16 protein-coding genes are annotated in these 16957 nt (G+C 42.6%); 13 read left to right on the top strand and 3 right to left on the bottom strand.

The window, feature by feature from the left end; genetic code table 11:
• Positions 1–16: 16 nt before the first annotated feature.
• From I2I04_RS05760 to tsf, 6 genes are all read left to right on the top strand, one after another.
• Entirely contained in the window at positions 17–3232 is a 3216-nt protein-coding gene (locus tag I2I04_RS05760; RefSeq protein ID WP_195654568.1) for a SusC/RagA family TonB-linked outer membrane protein, read from the top strand.
• 21 nt (positions 3233–3253) lie between these two features.
• Positions 3254–4948, top strand: coding sequence for a RagB/SusD family nutrient uptake outer membrane protein (locus tag I2I04_RS05755; RefSeq protein WP_195654567.1), 1695 nt, complete (start codon positions 3254–3256; stop codon positions 4946–4948).
• 203 nt (positions 4949–5151) lie between these two features.
• The gene (gene rplM, locus I2I04_RS05750; protein WP_004314716.1) at positions 5152–5613 is read left to right on the top strand and encodes a 50S ribosomal protein L13; all 462 of its coding nucleotides are present in this window, start codon (positions 5152–5154) and stop codon (positions 5611–5613) included.
• Positions 5614–5619: 6 nt separating this feature from the next.
• Entirely contained in the window at positions 5620–6006 is a 387-nt protein-coding gene (gene rpsI, locus I2I04_RS05745) for a 30S ribosomal protein S9 (RefSeq protein ID WP_004297203.1), read from the top strand.
• Positions 6007–6126: 120 nt separating this feature from the next.
• Positions 6127–6963 carry a 30S ribosomal protein S2 gene (gene rpsB / locus I2I04_RS05740; protein WP_004297204.1) on the top strand — a complete coding sequence of 279 codons (837 nt, stop codon included), beginning with the start codon at positions 6127–6129 and terminating at the stop codon, positions 6961–6963.
• Between the two features lie 122 nt (positions 6964–7085).
• On the top strand, positions 7086–8078 hold the full coding sequence (gene tsf, locus I2I04_RS05735) for a translation elongation factor Ts (protein ID WP_008020446.1): 993 nt from the start codon (positions 7086–7088) through the stop codon (positions 8076–8078).
• Positions 8079–8289: 211 nt separating this feature from the next.
• On the opposite strand, the gene I2I04_RS05730 is transcribed toward tsf, so the two are convergent.
• Together I2I04_RS05730 and I2I04_RS05725 are read right to left on the bottom strand one after the other, a co-directional pair.
• Positions 8290–8799: a TlpA family protein disulfide reductase gene (locus tag I2I04_RS05730; RefSeq protein ID WP_087318600.1), complete on the bottom strand. Its 510-nt coding sequence runs from the start codon at positions 8797–8799 to the stop codon at positions 8290–8292.
• Between the two features lie 36 nt (positions 8800–8835).
• Positions 8836–9186, bottom strand: a complete 351-nt coding sequence (locus tag I2I04_RS05725; protein WP_087318601.1) for a translation initiation factor — start codon at positions 9184–9186, stop codon at positions 8836–8838.
• Positions 9187–9351: 165 nt separating this feature from the next.
• Between I2I04_RS05725 and I2I04_RS05720 the strand changes: the two genes are divergently transcribed.
• The 4 genes from I2I04_RS05720 to I2I04_RS05705 are packed head-to-tail and all read left to right on the top strand — an operon-like array spanning position 9352 to position 12163.
• The gene (locus I2I04_RS05720; RefSeq protein WP_008650453.1) at positions 9352–10002 is read left to right on the top strand and encodes a redox-sensing transcriptional repressor Rex; all 651 of its coding nucleotides are present in this window, start codon (positions 9352–9354) and stop codon (positions 10000–10002) included.
• Positions 10002–10616 carry a fumarylacetoacetate hydrolase family protein gene (locus I2I04_RS05715; RefSeq protein WP_195654566.1) on the top strand — a complete coding sequence of 205 codons (615 nt, stop codon included), beginning with the start codon at positions 10002–10004 and terminating at the stop codon, positions 10614–10616. Before I2I04_RS05720 ends, I2I04_RS05715 begins: the two co-directional genes overlap by 1 nt.
• Before the next feature lie 38 nt (positions 10617–10654).
• Positions 10655–11137: a 2-C-methyl-D-erythritol 2,4-cyclodiphosphate synthase gene (gene ispF, locus I2I04_RS05710; RefSeq protein WP_143259016.1), complete on the top strand. Its 483-nt coding sequence runs from the start codon at positions 10655–10657 to the stop codon at positions 11135–11137.
• Positions 11138–11155: 18 nt separating this feature from the next.
• The gene (locus I2I04_RS05705; protein WP_195654565.1) at positions 11156–12163 is read left to right on the top strand and encodes a metallophosphoesterase family protein; all 1008 of its coding nucleotides are present in this window, start codon (positions 11156–11158) and stop codon (positions 12161–12163) included.
• On the opposite strand, the gene I2I04_RS05700 is transcribed toward I2I04_RS05705, so the two are convergent.
• A complete protein-coding gene (locus tag I2I04_RS05700) occupies positions 12153–13016 on the bottom strand; it encodes a hypothetical protein (RefSeq protein ID WP_143259018.1) in 864 nt (287 codons plus the stop codon). The genes I2I04_RS05705 and I2I04_RS05700 overlap by 11 nt on opposite strands.
• Before the next feature lie 110 nt (positions 13017–13126).
• Here I2I04_RS05700 and mnmA point away from each other — a divergent pair, with 110 nt between their 5' ends.
• From mnmA to xseA, 3 genes are read left to right on the top strand one after another with little or no spacing between them, the layout of a single operon-like run.
• Positions 13127–14212, top strand: coding sequence for a tRNA 2-thiouridine(34) synthase MnmA (gene mnmA, locus I2I04_RS05695; RefSeq protein ID WP_195470266.1), 1086 nt, complete (start codon positions 13127–13129; stop codon positions 14210–14212).
• A gap of 24 nt (positions 14213–14236) precedes the next feature.
• The gene (locus tag I2I04_RS05690; protein ID WP_143259020.1) at positions 14237–15604 is read left to right on the top strand and encodes a S8 family peptidase; all 1368 of its coding nucleotides are present in this window, start codon (positions 14237–14239) and stop codon (positions 15602–15604) included.
• Positions 15605–15609: 5 nt separating this feature from the next.
• Positions 15610–16899 carry an exodeoxyribonuclease VII large subunit gene (gene xseA, locus I2I04_RS05685; protein ID WP_410489762.1) on the top strand — a complete coding sequence of 430 codons (1290 nt, stop codon included), beginning with the start codon at positions 15610–15612 and terminating at the stop codon, positions 16897–16899.
• Positions 16900–16957 lie beyond the last annotated feature (58 nt).

Raw genomic sequence — 16957 nt, 5'->3', positions numbered from 1 at the left:
AAATAACAAACAGAATATGATGAAAAGTAGAATTATTTGCATTTTGTTGCTTCTTGTCGGGGTATCCGGCATTTATGCCCAAAGTTTGACCGTTACCGGTAAGGTGGTGGACAACGAAGGCTTGGAAGTGATTGGAGGAAATGTGACCGTGAAAGGAAAACAGAACACGGGTACCATTACCGATATCAATGGTAAATACACCATTACTGTTAGTGATCCGCAGAAGGATGTCTTGGTTTTCTCTTTTATCGGATTGGAAAATATGGAAGTAGCCGTGAAAGGAAGGAAACAGATTGATGTGACCATGAAGGCTGCTTCGGTATTGTTGGATGAGGTAGTAGCTATCGGTTATGCAACAGTAAAGCGTAAAGACTTGACCGGTTCCGTGGCATCTGTGAGAAGCGACGATTTGCTCAAAGTTCCTTCGTCTGATGTAACCCAAGCTTTAGCGGGACGTATGGCAGGTGTGCAGATTATACAGACAGACGGTCAGCCCGGTGCTACGATGTCAGTGCGTGTTCGTGGCGGTATATCAATTACGCAAAGCAATGAACCGCTTTATATTATCGATGGATTTCCGACGGAAGATGGCATGTCCAGCCTTGATCCTGCCGATATTGAAAGTATCGATGTGTTGAAAGACGCTTCGGCAACAGCCATCTACGGTGCCCGGGGAGCGAATGGCGTAGTGGTAATCACCACCAAAAGCGGTGCGAAAAGTGAAGGGAAAGCAACTCTTACTTTCGATTCTTATGTCGGTGTGCGTACGCTTGCCAAGCGGTTGGATGTATTAAGTGTAGAGGAATTTGTGTTGGCGGATTATGAAAGAACATTAGGAGATGCTACTGATCCCGAGGAAAGTATGCGGTCATGGCAAAACCGTTACGGTGGTTTTGTCGATCTTTATGAGAACTATGGCAATCGTAAAGGTATCGATTGGTTGGATCGTACGATGGGACGCACTACCGTTACGCAAAATTATCGGGTAGGCGTCAATGGTGGCAATGATAAGTTGAATTACAATATGTCTTATGGTTATTTCAAGGATGAAGGTGCGATGGTATATAGCGGCAGTGACAAACATAACATCGCGCTTAGCGTGAAAAGCGAAGTGAATAAGCGGCTCTCCGTTACAGGACGTATCAACTTCGATTATCTGAAAGTATATGGAGCGGGTGTTGCCGGAAATGGTACGAATGAAGGCGGAAGCAATGTCGATGCAAAGTTTAATAAAATGGTTCAGATTTTGCAATACCGTCCTACTATTGGCATACGTGGCAGTGATTCGGATTTGTTGGCAGGAGAAGACCCTGTATTAAGCGATGCGGATGGAAACGTGATGCAGAATCCGTTGATTGCCGCCGCTGAAGAAAAGGATAATAAGGAAACACGTACCTTGCAAGCCAATGGCGGACTGACTTTCAAAATCATCAAAGGATTGACTTTCCGCAACAATACGGGTATGCGTTATCAACTTTACCGCCGGGAGCTTTTCTATGGCGACCAATCTATAATGGGAAGACGCAACGGTATTTACGGCTCTATCAGAAATACGGAGACCGGAAGTTTTCAAACCTCTAACGTTCTGACTTATGACAAACGCTTTCAGAAGAAGCATAAAGTAGTTGTACAATTGGGACAGGAATTTGTAAAACGCTGGACTCGTGTGCTCGAATCTGGTGTCAGTGGGTTGCCTACTGATGAGTTCATTTTGGGAGATATGAGTCTGGGTACTCCGTCCGTTGCTTCGTCCGATGAAAACTATGATGATAATCTGCTCTCTTTCTTCGCTCGTCTCAACTATGACTTTACGGATAAGTACTTGTTTTCCGCAACTTTCCGTGCGGATGGTTCTTCTAAATTCGGAAAGAATAATAAATGGGGATATTTTCCTGCTGTATCGGCAGCATGGCGTGTAGGTGAAGAGAATTTTATAAAGAAACTGAATGTTTTCTCCGACTTGAAATTCCGTATCGGATACGGTTTGGCGGGTAACAACAGAATCGGTAGCTATAACAGCCTTGCTTTGATGTCTTCCATCATCACAGCTATGGGAGATCAGCTTACTCCCGGTTATGCCTCCAAGCAGATACCGAATCCCGATCTGAAGTGGGAGGCGAACAAGACGTTTAATATGGGTGTCGATTTAGGCTTCCTGAATCAACGCATCACCGTTTCGCCCGAATTCTATATAAATAGGAGTAGTAATTTGTTGCTTAATGCCCAGTTGCCTTATTCTTCCGGTTATCAGAGTATGTTGATTAATGCCGGAGAAACGAAGAATGTAGGTGTGGAACTGACTGTGAATACTGTGAATTTTTCTACAAAGAAGTTTAGTTGGAATACTACACTGACGCTGTCGCACAACAAAAATTCCGTGAAAGCATTGACCGGTGAGGCGGTACAACTCTATGAAGCCAGGTTTGGCTTTAACCAAAACACTCATCGTATTGCTGTCGGAGAACCATTAGGACAGTTCTATGGTTACATCACCGAGGGACTGTATCAGGTAGATGATTTCAATTATGATGCTTCTACGCGGACCTATACCCTGAAAGATGGTATACCTTATCATGGTGATAAAGGCCAGATTCGTCCGGGGATGTGGAAGTTTAAGAACTTGACCGGAGACGATAATGTGATTGATGAAAATGATAAAACGGTCATTGGTAACGCTCAACCGAAATTCTACGGAGGATTGAACAACTCTTTTACTTACAAAGGATTTGATTTAAGTGTATTTCTGACTTTCAGCTATGGTAACGAAGTGCTGAATGCGACCAAACTGGTTGCCAGTAAGGTGGGCAGCTTGAACTACAACGCATTGGATGTGATGAATAGCTCTAATCGTTGGATGACCATCAATTCGGAAGGACAGAAAGTGACAGATCCCGGAGAACTGATTGCTTTGAATGCTGGTAAAACCGTAGCCGCTTATCATGATGCTCAACAAGGAGATAATTATATTCATTCATGGGCAGTGGAGGATGCTTCCTATTTGAAACTAAGTAATGTGACTTTGGGATATACATTCCCTAAAAATCTGATTGCAAGGGTGGGATTGAAGAACTTGCGTTTGTATGCCACCGGTAATAATCTGCTGACCTGGACCAAGTATTCAGGTTTCGATCCGGAAGTCTCTACGATGAAAAGCGGTTTGACACCGGGTGTTGACTTTGGAGCGTATCCGCTTAGCCGTTCTTTTATTTTTGGTCTCAACGTAGCATTTTAATTCTTTAAATATATAGTAATCATGAAAAAGATACATCTATTATATGCCGTATTTGCCCTATTGGCAACAGGATTTTCCTCGTGTGAGGATTTGCTGACGGAAGAACCCAATTCAAAATATGACCGGGACCGTTATTTCGATTCGGAAGATAAAGCGGAAATGGCAGTGATGGGAATATATAGTTCATTGTCGGATTTTAATCATTACGGTTGGTACGAAATGGCTTCTCCTGCATCGGACGATACCTATTATACGGCTCGCACACAGTCTGACAATCAGGTTCACGATATAGCGCATTATCAGCTAAACTCCACGAATACATGGATCGAAAGCATCTGGAAACTGAAATATGAGGGAATCGACCGGGCTAACCTGACCATTGACGGAATTTGTGGCATGACAGGATACGCAGAAAATACTCGTCTGAAAGCATTGGAAGCAGAAGCTCGCTTTCTGCGTGCTTTCCTCGCATTTGATTTGGTGAGATATTGGGGAGATGTGCCTTTCAAAACATTTTATTCTTCATCCTACGAATCAGCTTTTGGTGAACGTGTGGACAGAGAGGTGATTTATGACGAGATTATATCTGACCTTACTTTCGCTAAGAACAATCTGGATTGGGCAACTGCTTCTTCCAGTCCCGAACGGGTGACGCAAGGGGCTGCCCGTGCATTGCTGATGCGTGTATATTTGCAGCGTGCAGGATATGGCCTTCAGTCGAATGGACAGTTGAAACGTCCGGAGGACAGCAAACGGATGGAATATTTCGATGCAGTGATAAAAGAGTGGGAGGCTTTTGAAAAGAAAGGATACCATGATTTTTATGATGGTGGTTATGAGGCACTCTTTAAAAGCTACTCGCAGGGGGTACTGAACAATAAGGAGAGTCTTTGGGAGATTGCTTTCTATCATTCGCAAGGACGTCGTAACGGTGGAGCATGGGGAATTTATAACGGTCCGCAGGTGGCGGAACCTACCGGAGTTTCTGCATCTGAAGCAAATCAGTATATGGGACGTGCCAACGGTTTCTTTATAGTTGTTCCCGAATGGCGTAACTTCTTCGAAGAGAGCGATAAACGTCGTGATGTTGCTATTTGCACCTATCGTTATACCTGGAATGGTACTAAAAAAGAGCATGTAAAAGAAGAAAGAAGCGCAGGAAGCTGGTATGTGGGAAAATGGCGCCGTGAATGGATGCCGAAAGAGTCATGGAACAAGAATATCAATTATGCGGATGTGAACTATTGCCCTTTGCGTTATGCTGATGTGGTATTGATGGCTGCCGAAGCGTATAATGAAACAGGAACGGACAGACAGAAAGCATGGGATTTGCTGAATAGCGTACGTACACGTGCTGAAGCGACTTCTATTACGGAAGCGAATTATGATGAAATGATGAGCGCACGGAAAAAGACACATAACCTGACTTTCATCGACGACTCTACACCGGAAGGAAAGTTTCGTACGGCTCTCTACTGGGAACGTGGTTTCGAACTGGCTTTTGAAGGACAACGCAAATATGATCTGATACGCTGGGGAGTGCTGGGAAAGGCTCTGAAGCTATTTGGTGAGATCAGTTCCGTCAATCAGAAAGAGAACAAACCATACCCGGCTTACCGGAATTTTACGGAGGGTAAACATGAGCTTTTCCCTATCCCTCTGAAAGAAATACAAAGTAATCCGAAACTCAATGGAATGAATAATAACGGGTATTAGTAAGACCCTCAATAGAATAGGCGACTGGAAAAATATACAAAAATAGTTTGCCAATTCAAAGAAAAGCCGTACTTTTGCAAGCCGATTATTATCACAAAATGATAAGAGATTAATTCATAGCAAGTTAGTATTCCTTTGTCCGGGGAAGACTAATGAGTGGTGAAGAAAATTTTTAGTAGTAACATTTAAAAAACAAAATTAGAGTGGATACTTTAAGTTACAAGACCATTTCTGCAAACAAAGCGACTGTAACCAAAGAATGGGTTATCGTTGACGCTACAGACCAAACATTAGGCCGTCTGGGAGCAAAGGTTGCAAAATTGCTGAGAGGAAAGTACAAACCAAACTTTACTCCTCACGTAGACTGCGGTGATAACGTTATCATCATCAATGCAGACAAAGTAAAACTGACTGGTAACAAATGGAATGACAGAGTTTATTTGTCATATACAGGTTATCCTGGTGGTCAGAGAGAAATGACTCCTGCCCGTTTGATTGCAAAACCGAACGGTGAAGAGAGATTACTGAAAAAAGTAGTGAAGGGCATGCTTCCTAAGAATATCCTGGGAGCTAAATTGCTGAATAACTTGTATGTTTACGCTGGTAGCGAACACAAACAAGCTGCTCAGAACCCGAAAATGATTGATATTAATTCATATAAATAAGATATAATGGAAGTAGTAAATGCATTAGGCAGACGTAAACGTGCTATTGCACGCATATTCGTAAGCGAAGGTACAGGAAAGATTACTATTAACAAGAGAGACCTTGCAGAGTACTTTCCATCAACTATTCTTCAGTATGTTGTAAAACAACCATTGAACAAGCTGGGTGCTGCTGAGAAGTATGACATCAAGGTGAACTTGTGTGGTGGTGGTTTCACTGGTCAGTCTCAGGCATTGCGTTTGGCAATCGCTCGTGCACTGGTTAAGATGAACGCTGAAGATAAAGCTGCTCTTCGTGCAGAAGGCTTCATGACTCGTGACCCTCGTTCTGTTGAACGTAAGAAACCGGGACAGCCGAAAGCTCGTAGAAGATTCCAGTTCAGCAAGCGTTAATGTGCTGCCTGATAGAGGAATATGTTTAGTATCTAAACTACTGGGACTCTGCTCATAGACTACCCAGCGGTTGGTTTAGAAAAAACAAAAAAGAAAGTAAACGATTTAAAGAAAAACAAGATGTCAAGAACAAATTTTGATACATTATTGGAGGCTGGTTGCCACTTCGGACACCTTAAGAGAAAGTGGAACCCTGCAATGGCTCCTTATATTTTCATGGAACGCAATGGTATTCATATCATTGACCTCCACAAAACAGTTGCAAAAGTAGACGAAGCTGCTGAAGCTTTGAAACAGATTGCCAAATCTGGCAAGAAAGTTCTTTTTGTTGCTACTAAAAAACAAGCTAAACAAGTTGTAGCTGAGAAAGCTCAATCTGTTAATATGCCTTATGTAATCGAACGCTGGCCGGGTGGTATGTTGACTAACTTCCCGACTATCCGTAAGGCTGTGAAGAAAATGGCTACTATCGATAAATTGACTAACGATGGTACTTACTCTAACCTTTCTAAGAGAGAAGTTCTTCAGATTTCTCGTCAACGTGCAAAATTGGACAAGACTTTGGGATCTATCGCTGACCTGACTCGTCTGCCGTCTGCATTGTTCGTTATCGACGTAATGAAAGAAAACATCGCAGTTCGCGAAGCTAACCGTCTGGGTATCCCTGTATTTGGTATCGTTGATACTAACTCTGATCCTTCAAACGTAGATTTCGTAATTCCTGCTAACGATGACGCTACTAAATCAGTAGAAGTTATCTTGGATGCTTGCTGCGCTGCAATGATCGAAGGTTTGGAAGAAAGAAAAGCTGAAAAGATCGATATGGAAGCTGCTGGTGAAGCTCCTGCTAACAAAGGCAAGAAGAAATCAGTGAAAGCTAGACTCGACAAGTCTGACGAAGAAGCTATTAACGCAGCTAAAGCTGCAGCTTTCATCAAGGAAGACGAAGAGGCTTAATATATAAAATGTGCCAATTTGCTAATGTGCAAGAGTATGCTTATGCGCTTGTATCTTGATTGGCAGATTGGCACATTTTTTTGTTTCGAAAATTATTATTCATTTAAATAAAGGAAATTATTATGGCTGTAAGTATGGCTGATATTACCAAGCTGCGCAAAATGACCGGAGCTGGTATGATGGATTGCAAAAACGCGTTGACTGAAGCTGAAGGCGATTTCGACAAGGCAATGGAAATTATCCGTAAGAAAGGACAAGCTGTTGCTGCTAAGCGTTCAGAACGTGAAGCTTCTGAAGGTTGCGTTTTGGCTAAAACTACCGGTGACCGTGCTGTTATCGTTGCTTTGAAGTGTGAAACTGACTTTGTGGCTCAGAATGCTGATTTTGTGAAACTGACTCAGGATATTCTTGATCTTGCTGTGGCTAATAAATGCAATACTTTGGACGAAGTAAAAGCATTGCCGATGGGTAATGGTACTGTACAGGATGCAGTGACTGATCGTAGCGGTATCACAGGTGAGAAAATGGAACTGGATGGTTACATGACTGTAGAAGGTGTATGCACTGCTGTTTACAATCACATGAACAGAAATGGTCTTTGCACGATTGTTGCTTTCAACAAGGAAGTTAACGAGCAGTTGGCTAAGCAAATAGCTATGCAGATTGCTGCCATGAACCCGATTGCTATTGATGAAGATGGCGTTTCTGAAGAAGTAAAACAGAAAGAAATTGAAGTTGCCATTGAGAAGACAAAAGCAGAACAGGTACAGAAAGCTGTAGAAGCTGCTCTGAAGAAAGCTAATATCAACCCGGCTCATGTGGACAGTGAAGAACACATGGATAGCAATATGGCTAAAGGATGGATTACAGCTGAAGATGTAGCTAAAGCAAAAGAAATTATTGCTACTGTTTCTGCTGAGAAGGCTGCACATCTGCCTGAACAAATGATTCAGAACATTGCTAAAGGTCGTCTGGGCAAGTTCTTGAAAGAAGTTTGCTTGCTGAACCAGGAAGATATCATGGACGGTAAGAAAACTGTAAGAGAAGTGTTGGCTGCTGCTGACCCTGAACTGAAGATTGTTGACTTCAAGCGTTTCACTTTGAAAGCTGAATAATCAGATTCAATTCAATGTGATGTGTCCTTGAAAAGTAGAACACGTTAAACTTAAATGGGATATTCATTAAAACTTCCTATTTGAAGATATAAAAGAAAGGCAACTGATTCATAACGAGTTAGTTGCCTTTCTTCTTGTATTTAAAGAATATTCCTGAAGATATTGGGAAGAACTCGGCCATGCATAACATGAGGCCCATTATCTGGAGAGATTATTTCAATGCTTTGTCTATTTCCTTCATCAGCTTGTCCATTTCCTCCTTTTTATAACCGACAGTAGCGGATATCACTTTTCCTTCTTTGTTAATTAAGTAACTTCTGGGAATGTATTGACTGGCAAACTTACCTGTGACTTCCCGTTTCGGGTCCGGGTAGAGAGGAAATGTAAACCCTTTGCGCTTGTTGTATTCTGTTAATTGATTGTCGGTATGTTCGCGCCCGATTACTAACATACAGAAATCCTTGTTGTCCTTATACTTAGGCCAAAGTGTTTTCTGAACTTCAGCCAGTTCGCTTTGGCAAGGACCACACCAGGTAGCGAAAATATTGATTAATACAACTTTCCCTTTCAGATTCTCTGAGTTTACAGTACCGTTTACGGTTGAATGAAGGGTGAAGGCAGGCATATTATCGCCTACTTTGACGATATCAGCATTGTTGTCTTGTGCGAATGACAATAGTGAGAATAATGCTGCTGCACAGAATAATATTACTTTTCTCATATCTTTAAAATTTCTAGTTACAAAAAGCTATTTAGTTTAACCTCCTATACCTTTTGTTTTGGAGTATCCTTCTTTGATGAGCAGCTCTATGATTTTGGTTTTGAAGTCTCCTTGCACCATAATCTCTCCGTCTTTAGCCGCTCCGCCCACTCCGCATTTGCTTTTCAGTAGCTTACCCAACTCTTTCAAGTCGTTGTCCGTACCTACAAATCCGGTAATTAATGTTACCACTTTACCGCCGCGGTTCTTTTTGTCAATGGAAACTCGCAGGTTTTGTTTGTTTTTGTCGAGGGTGACCTGCTCTTCATCATTATCCGTTTCATAGCCGAAGTCCGGATTCGTGGAATACACTACGTTTAATCTATCTTTCCAATCATTATTTTTCATACTCGTCATTTTTAATCCTTTTCAAAAGTATTAAACTTATGGAAAAGAGCAAAATTTGAACCTCTTTTCATCGTTTTGTTTAATCTCTATTAAGGTTTTCTGTTATAGGGTTGTCAGTCTCAAAAAATAATGTACTTTTGCAAAATACCAAATTTTGTAAGAAGTATGAGCACTTATATACGAAAAGAGGCGGATAAAGTGCCGGAGCCTACCTTGCGCAGACTTCCCTGGTATCTGTCCAACATAAAACTAATGAAAGAAAAAGGGGAGCAGTATGTCTCTTCTACACAAATATCTAAGGAAATAAATATTGACGCTTCTCAAATCGCCAAGGATTTGTCTTACGTCAATATCTCAGGGCGTACGAGAGTTGGGTATAACATTGACGCGCTGATTGAGGTGTTAGAGAGCTTTCTTGGATTTACCAATATGCACAAAGCCTTCTTGTTTGGTGTAGGTAGCCTGGGGGCTGCTTTGCTTCGGGATTCAGGTTTGCATCATTTCGGACTGGAGATTGTGGCAGCTTTTGATGTGAATCCGGAATTGGTGGGAAAAGATCTGAATGGTATTCCTATTTTTCACTCCGATGACTTTGAGGCAAAGATGAAAGAATACGATGTAAACATCGGTGTGTTGACCGTGCCTATTAATATTGCTCAGGAAATTACAGATAAGATGGTAGACGGAGGTATAAAAGCCGTATGGAACTTTACTCCTTTCCGAATCCGTGTACCCGAGAATATAGTGGTGCAGAATACGTCTTTATATGCTCATTTGGCTGTTATGTTTAACCGATTGAATTTTAACGAGAAATAATGAAGATTATTGCAGTAGGCATGAACTACGCCCAGCATAACAAAGAACTGGGACATACACAAGTAAATACGGAGCCGGTGATTTTTATGAAGCCTGATTCAGCTATTCTGAAGGATGGCAAACCGTTTTTCATCCCCGACTTTTCCAACGAGATACATTATGAAACGGAACTGGTAGTCCGTATCAACCGATTGGGGAAAAATATCGCTCCCCGTTTTGCTAACCGCTATTATGATGCTGTGACAGTCGGTATCGACTTTACAGCCCGTGACCTTCAACGAAAGTTCCGTGAGCTGGGGAATCCTTGGGAGCTTTGTAAAGGTTTTGATTCATCGGCTGCTATTGGGACTTTTGTTCCGGTGGAGCGTTATAAAGATATTCAAAATCTGAACTTCAGTTTGTTGATCGACGGTAAAGAAGTACAGCGTGGCTGTACGGCGGATATGCTTTTCAATATAGATGATATTATCGCTTATGTCAGTCAGTTTGTAACGTTGAAAATCGGTGATTTACTCTTTACGGGGACTCCTGTCGGTGTAGGTCCTGTTAGCATCGGACAGCGTTTGCAAGGTTATCTGGAAGGAGAAAAACTGCTGGATTTCTATATTCGTTGATCTTTTTTATTCATTAGTACTCATTTGTTATACAAAATATGAAGATAAGAGTAGGCTTTGGCTTCGACGTACACCAGCTGGTCGAAGGACGTGAGTTATGGCTGGGTGGCATTCTTTTGGAACATACAAAAGGGTTGTTGGGGCATTCGGATGCTGATGTATTGTTGCACGCGGTTTGCGATGCTTTGTTAGGGGCAGCGAATATGCGTGATATCGGCTATCATTTTCCTGATACGGCAGGAGAATTTAAAAATATAGATAGCAAAATACTGCTGAAAAAAACAGTGGAATTGATTGCTGCCAAAGGATATAAAGTGGGCAATATCGATGCAACCATTTGCGCCGAACGTCCGAAGTTAAAGGCACACATTCCTTTGATGCAAGAGACGATGGCAACTGTCATGGGAATTGATGCGGATGATATTTCCATTAAGGCGACTACTACCGAGAAACTCGGTTTTACGGGTCGTGAAGAAGGTATATCGGCTTATGCTACCGTGCTGATAGAAAAGTATTCTTAACCCCTAAAACAAATAAATATGATTCGGCTCTTAAAAATTCATTTAACACTTACCTTTTTATTGGTAACGGCTTTTTGTATGGCTCAGAAGAGTGAACTGAAATTTAATAAAGATGGTAAATTCAAAATTGTGCAATTTACTGATGTGCATTTTAAATACGGTAACCGGGCTTCTGATATCGCTTTGGAACGCATAAATCAGGTGCTTGATGATGAATGTCCGGATTTGGTGATTTTTACCGGAGATGTTGTTTATTCTGCTCCGGCAGATTCCGGGATGTTGCAGGTACTGGAACCGGTAGTTAAACGCAAACTGCCTTTCGTGGTTACTTTTGGTAATCATGACAATGAACAGGGAATGACACGGGAACAGTTATATGATATTATCCGCAAAGTTCCCGGCAATTTATTGCCTGACCGGGGAGCGGTCTTATCGCCGGACTATGTATTAACCGTGAAATCGTCTTCTAATGTAAAGAAGGATGCAGCTTTGCTTTATTGCATGGATTCTCATTCCTATTCACCTTTGAAAGATGTGAAGGGATATGCATGGCTTACATTCGATCAGATAAATTGGTATCGCCAGCAGAGTGCAGCTTATAAAGCGCAAAATGGTGGACAGCCTTTGCCGGCTCTTGCCTTTTTCCATATTCCTCTTCCTGAATACAATGAAGCTGCCCGTACCGAAAACGCGATTCTTCGCGGAACTCGTATGGAGGAAGCTTGTGCACCTAAATTGAATACGGGAATGTTTGCGGCAATGAAAGAAGCGGGTGATGTGATGGGTATGTTTGTAGGACACGATCATGATAATGATTATGCAGTGATGTGGAAAGGTATTCTTCTGGCTTATGGACGCTTCACCGGTGGAAATACGGAATATAATCATTTGCCTAATGGGGCCCGTATCATCGTATTAGATGAGGGTGCTCGTACATTTACGTCCTGGATTCGTCAGAAAGACGGAGTGGTGGATAAAATTTCCTATCCGGCAAGTTTTGTCAAGGACGATTGGACTAAACGTTGAGGCTTGCGAACTTCACATGGCTAAGGCGCGTGTATTTTGAACCATAGCTTTCGTAGCGGCGTGACACTTTCGCCGATGCAATGTAGATAATATCTCCCAGTCGGTATTCATGTTCTATCCCGGATAGAGTGCATGAAACCGCACTGGGATTTTTTGATGGAATACTTATAATAACGAGGTTTCCACTGGCATCGGTTAAAGTCAGTATCTGCTTGACAAAAAACTGTGGGGTAGTGCCGTTCACTCTTGTTTTGTACGGATCATCTTCCAGTCGTACGCGGGTAACTTTTAATTTTAAGTCAGTCAGTTTTTCCCCTAATTCTCCCAGATACCGGTTTGATGAACGTTTCTCTCTCGACTTTCTGATTATGATATCCAAATGTATGGAATGATAAGCCTGTGCTATTTTAACGAAGCGTTCCTGTTTCGGTATTTGGGGGGTGAACTTGTAAGCTATCCAACTTAAATAGGCAGGATCTATCTTCAAAATCTCATGAAGAAAATGTCCCCGGTATTTTCCGAAGAAGACAAGATCGTCACCGTTACTCTGCATTCTTTTCTCATTGTAATCTACCAGGATGATGCAACGCCTTGAATAATAAAACATCGTACTAGCCATCCGGAGGGATTCGTTGATGTCCGGTGACAGGTCATGTATATAAAGAATTGATTGCTTTTCAGGCAGGGGAGAGTACAACCAAAGGGAATAGTTTGGTTTCCCCGGCCGGGGCAACACCACCAAGTAGACTCCTACCTCTTTAAAAGAGGCTCTGCCTCGGTTGTACTCATTCAATTTGGCATACAATAAGGCTTGCTCGTTTTCGGAAATGCCCGGTAGTCTAGGGTTAGCCATAATTGTTTTCGCTTTTGATATATTTCAAATATAAGGATTTTCTTTCAGAAAAGCAACTTTTCTCTTTGAAATCTCGTACATTTGTAACCATGTAAATTTTCAAAATTCGAATGGAAGAGCGAAACAAGAGAGTATTGGTCGGTATGAGTGGTGGCATAGACAGCACCGCTACTTGCTTGATGCTGCAAGAACAAGGATATGAGATTGTAGGAGTTACCATGCGCGTGTGGGGAGATGAACCGCAGGATGCCAGGGAATTGGCTGAACGAATGGGGATTGAACATTATGTGGCAGATGAGCGTATTCCTTTTAAAGAGACCATTGTAAAGAATTTCATAGACGAATATAAGCAGGGGCGTACACCGAATCCGTGCGTGATGTGCAATCCGTTATTTAAGTTCCGTGTTTTGACGGAGTGGGCGGATCAGTTGAATTGTGCATGGGTGGCTACCGGACATTATTCGCGATTGGAAGAGAAAAACGGAAATATTTATATAGTAGCCGGAGACGATGATAAGAAAGACCAGTCATATTTTCTCTGGAGATTGGGGCAGGATGTGCTGAAACGTTGCATTTTCCCGTTGGGAGATTATACGAAAGTAAAGGTTCGTGAGTATCTTGCGGAGAAAGGATATGAAGCAAAGTCGAAAGAAGGAGAAAGTATGGAAGTCTGCTTTATTAAGGGGGATTACCGTGATTTTCTTCGTGAGCAGTGTCCCGAACTGGATAGTGAAATCGGACCGGGATGGTTTGTCAACTCTGAAGGAGTAAAGCTGGGGAAACATAAAGGATCCCCTTATTATACGATTGGTCAACGAAAAGGCTTGGAAATCGCTTTAGGAAAGCCTGCCTACGTATTGAAAATCAATCCGCAGAAAAATACGGTGATGCTTGGAGATGCCGGCCAACTGGAAACTGAATACATGTTGGCGGAGCAGGATAAGATTGTGGATGAACGGGAACTGTTCGGATGTGAGAATCTGACAGTGCGGATTCGTTATCGCAGTCGTCCGATTCCCTGCCGTGTGAAAAGATTGGAAGACGGACGTTTGTTGGTACGTTTCCTCGAAACGGCTTCAGCCATTGCTCCCGGACAATCAGCTGTGTTTTATGATGGAAGACGGGTGCTGGGAGGAGCTTTCATTGCTTCCCAAAGAGGAATTGGGCTGATGATTATAGAAAATGAAGAATTATGATTGATTAAAATAGAAAGATAACTTATGAAGAAGTTTATAGTATTGATTCTCGCTTTAAATATATATGTGGGGGTATCTGCCCAATTTGCTCCGGGGGATACCTTAAAATACCGGATTAGTCTGAAAGACAAAGCGGCTACGGACTATTCCTTGCAAAAACCGGAAAAGTATTTGTCTAAGAAATCTATAGAACGGAGAAAGAAACAGGGATTGCCTATTGATTCTACCGATTTACCAGTTTGCAGGACGTATGTAGATGCTATACGAAAAACAGGTGTTCATGTACTTGTGACTGGAAAATGGGATAATTTCGTTACTGTTTCTTGTAATGACAGTACTTTAATCAGCGAAATAGCTCAACTGCCTTTTGTACGTTCTACAGAAAGAGTGTGGAAAGGTATCGCGCAAAGAGCATTTCAAAGAGACTCGTTGATAAATAAACCGTTGCGCACCGATAGCCTTTACGGTCCTGCAATCACGCAAGCGGCTATGAGTCGCGTCGATCTCCTGCATGATGCAGGTTTTAAGGGACAAGGAATGACCATTGCCGTGATTGATGCCGGTTTCCATAATGTGGATAAGATTGATGCCATGAAAAATATCCGTATCCTCGGTGTGCGTGACTTTGTGAATCCGGAGGCAGATATCTATGCAGAAAGCAGTCATGGAATGTCTGTATTGTCCTGTATGGCCATGAACCAGCCGCATGTAATGATTGGCACTGCTCCTGAAGCTTCCTATTGGTTGCTGCGCAGTGAAGATGAATATTCGGAAAACCTGGTAGAACAGGACTACTGGGCAGCAGCTATTGAGTTTGCCGATAGTGTAGGAGTGGATCTGGTGAATACATCTCTTGGTTACTACTCATTTGATGATCCTACGAAGAATTATAGATATCGTGACTTGAATGGCCATTATGCGTTGATGTCCCGGGAGGCAGCGAAGGCTGCCGATAAAGGAATGGTAGTTGTGTGCAGTGCCGGAAATTCGGGTGCGGGTTCGTGGAAGAAGATTACTCCTCCGGGAGATGCGGAGAATATTATAACCGTAGGAGCGGTAAATAAAAGGGGAGAACTGGCACCGTTTTCTTCTGTAGGAAATACGGCTGACGGACGTGTGAAACCGGATGTCGTGGCTGTTGGTTTGAATTCGGATGTGATGGGGACGGATGGCAATCTTCACCGCGCTAATGGAACCTCTTTCTCTTCCCCGATTATGTGTGGAATGGTAGCTTGTTTATGGCAGGCTTGTCCGAAGCTCACCGCAAAGCAGATTATTGATTTGGTACGTCAATCAGGTGACAGAGCCGACTTCCCGGATAATATATATGGATACGGTATTCCCGATTTGTGGAAGGCTTATCTTCAGTACTCTTCCAAGGAAAGGAAATAATATGTATGATAAACGCTATGAATAAGTTGAAGCAATCTGACTCTTTTTCTTGGGGAGAGGGGGAGGAGAGGCTTTCTCTTTTAGAACTGAATGCACTTGTCCGTCGTAGTTTGGAGCAATGCTTGCCCGATGAATATTGGATACAGGCAGAGTTGAGCGATGTCCGTTCCAATACAACGGGGCATTGCTATCTGGAATTTGTGCAGAAAGATCCTCGTAGTAATAATCTCGTAGCCAAAGCACGGGGGATGATTTGGAATAATATCTACCGCCTGCTAAAACCCTATTTTGAGGAAAGCACCGGACAGCTATTTACCTCCGGTATTAAAGTGCTGGTGAAAGTAACTGTCCAGTTTCACGAATTATACGGGTACAGTCTGACGGTGCTTGATATTGATCCTGCTTACACGTTGGGAGATATGGCTCGTCGTCGTCGGGAAATATTATTGCAGTTGGAAGAAGAGGGAGTCTTGACGTTGAATAAAGAACTTGAAATGCCGGTTCTTCCTCAACGTGTTGCCGTCATTTCTTCGGCTACTGCGGCCGGATATGGAGATTTCTGCCATCAGTTGCAACACAATCCGGGGGGATTCTATTTTTATACAGAACTTTTTCCGGCTTTAATGCAAGGCAATCAAGTTGAAGAGTCTGTATTGGCGGCTTTAGACCGTATCAATGCCCGTGTCAATGATTTTGACGTAGTGGTCGTTATTCGTGGCGGTGGGGCTACTTCCGATTTATCTGGTTTTGATACTTATCTACTAGCAGCTGCATGTGCGCAATTTCCATTACCTATCATTACCGGTATTGGTCATGAACGCGATGATACAGTGCTTGACTCTGTGGCTCATACCCGGGTAAAGACTCCTACGGCTGCTGCCGAGCTTCTGATTCATCAGGTAACGGAAGTAGCAGAGCATCTGGAGGAATTATCTGTACGTATCCAACAGGGAGCTTATATGCTTCTTGATCAGGAACAACGAAGGTTGGAGGCGCTCCAAATCCGTATTCCCAATCTTGTTCACCGCAAACTAGCGGACGCTCGTTTTTCTTTGCTGGCAGCAAAGAAAGATTTATCACAAGTGGCGAAAGCATTGTTGGCCCGTCAGTCTCACCGGTTGGAACTTTTACAACAGCGAATAGCAGACGCCTCTCCTGATAAACTCTTGAGCCGGGGATACAGTATTACAATCAAAGACGGGAAAGCGGTGACGGATGCATCTTCGCTGAAATCGGGAGATCGCTTGACAACCCGGTTGCTGAAAGGAGAAGTGCAATCTGTGGTGGAAAAGTAACTATCCGTCGACTGTGTATTTGTAAGAACATTCATCATTAACCATTAAATATCAATCA

Origin of the sequence: Bacteroides sp. 1001136B_160425_E2, assembly GCF_015559655.1 — a bacterium.
GTDB lineage: Bacteria > Bacteroidota > Bacteroidia > Bacteroidales > Bacteroidaceae > Bacteroides > Bacteroides luhongzhouii.
This window is presented reverse-complemented; position numbering and strand designations above follow the sequence as displayed.

Excerpts from the sequence above, each read along its gene's own strand:
- I2I04_RS05760 (WP_195654568.1), top strand. The coding sequence starts at position 17 with ATGATGAAAAGTAGAATTATTTGCATTTTGTTGCTTCTTGTCGGGGTA.
- I2I04_RS05755 (WP_195654567.1), top strand. The coding sequence starts at position 3,254 with ATGAAAAAGATACATCTATTATATGCCGTATTTGCCCTATTGGCAACA.
- rpsI (WP_004297203.1), top strand. The coding sequence starts at position 5,620 with ATGGAAGTAGTAAATGCATTAGGCAGACGTAAACGTGCTATTGCACGC.
- rpsB (WP_004297204.1), top strand. The coding sequence starts at position 6,127 with ATGTCAAGAACAAATTTTGATACATTATTGGAGGCTGGTTGCCACTTC.
- tsf (WP_008020446.1), top strand. The coding sequence starts at position 7,086 with ATGGCTGTAAGTATGGCTGATATTACCAAGCTGCGCAAAATGACCGGA.
- I2I04_RS05730 (WP_087318600.1), bottom strand. The coding sequence starts at position 8,799 with ATGAGAAAAGTAATATTATTCTGTGCAGCAGCATTATTCTCACTATTG.
- I2I04_RS05725 (WP_087318601.1), bottom strand. The coding sequence starts at position 9,186 with ATGAAAAATAATGATTGGAAAGATAGATTAAACGTAGTGTATTCCACG.
- I2I04_RS05720 (WP_008650453.1), top strand. The coding sequence starts at position 9,352 with ATGAGCACTTATATACGAAAAGAGGCGGATAAAGTGCCGGAGCCTACC.
- I2I04_RS05715 (WP_195654566.1), top strand. The coding sequence starts at position 10,002 with ATGAAGATTATTGCAGTAGGCATGAACTACGCCCAGCATAACAAAGAA.
- ispF (WP_143259016.1), top strand. The coding sequence starts at position 10,655 with ATGAAGATAAGAGTAGGCTTTGGCTTCGACGTACACCAGCTGGTCGAA.
- I2I04_RS05705 (WP_195654565.1), top strand. The coding sequence starts at position 11,156 with ATGATTCGGCTCTTAAAAATTCATTTAACACTTACCTTTTTATTGGTA.
- I2I04_RS05700 (WP_143259018.1), bottom strand. The coding sequence starts at position 13,016 with ATGGCTAACCCTAGACTACCGGGCATTTCCGAAAACGAGCAAGCCTTA.
- mnmA (WP_195470266.1), top strand. The coding sequence starts at position 13,127 with ATGGAAGAGCGAAACAAGAGAGTATTGGTCGGTATGAGTGGTGGCATA.
- I2I04_RS05690 (WP_143259020.1), top strand. The coding sequence starts at position 14,237 with ATGAAGAAGTTTATAGTATTGATTCTCGCTTTAAATATATATGTGGGG.
- xseA (WP_410489762.1), top strand. The coding sequence starts at position 15,610 with ATGATAAACGCTATGAATAAGTTGAAGCAATCTGACTCTTTTTCTTGG.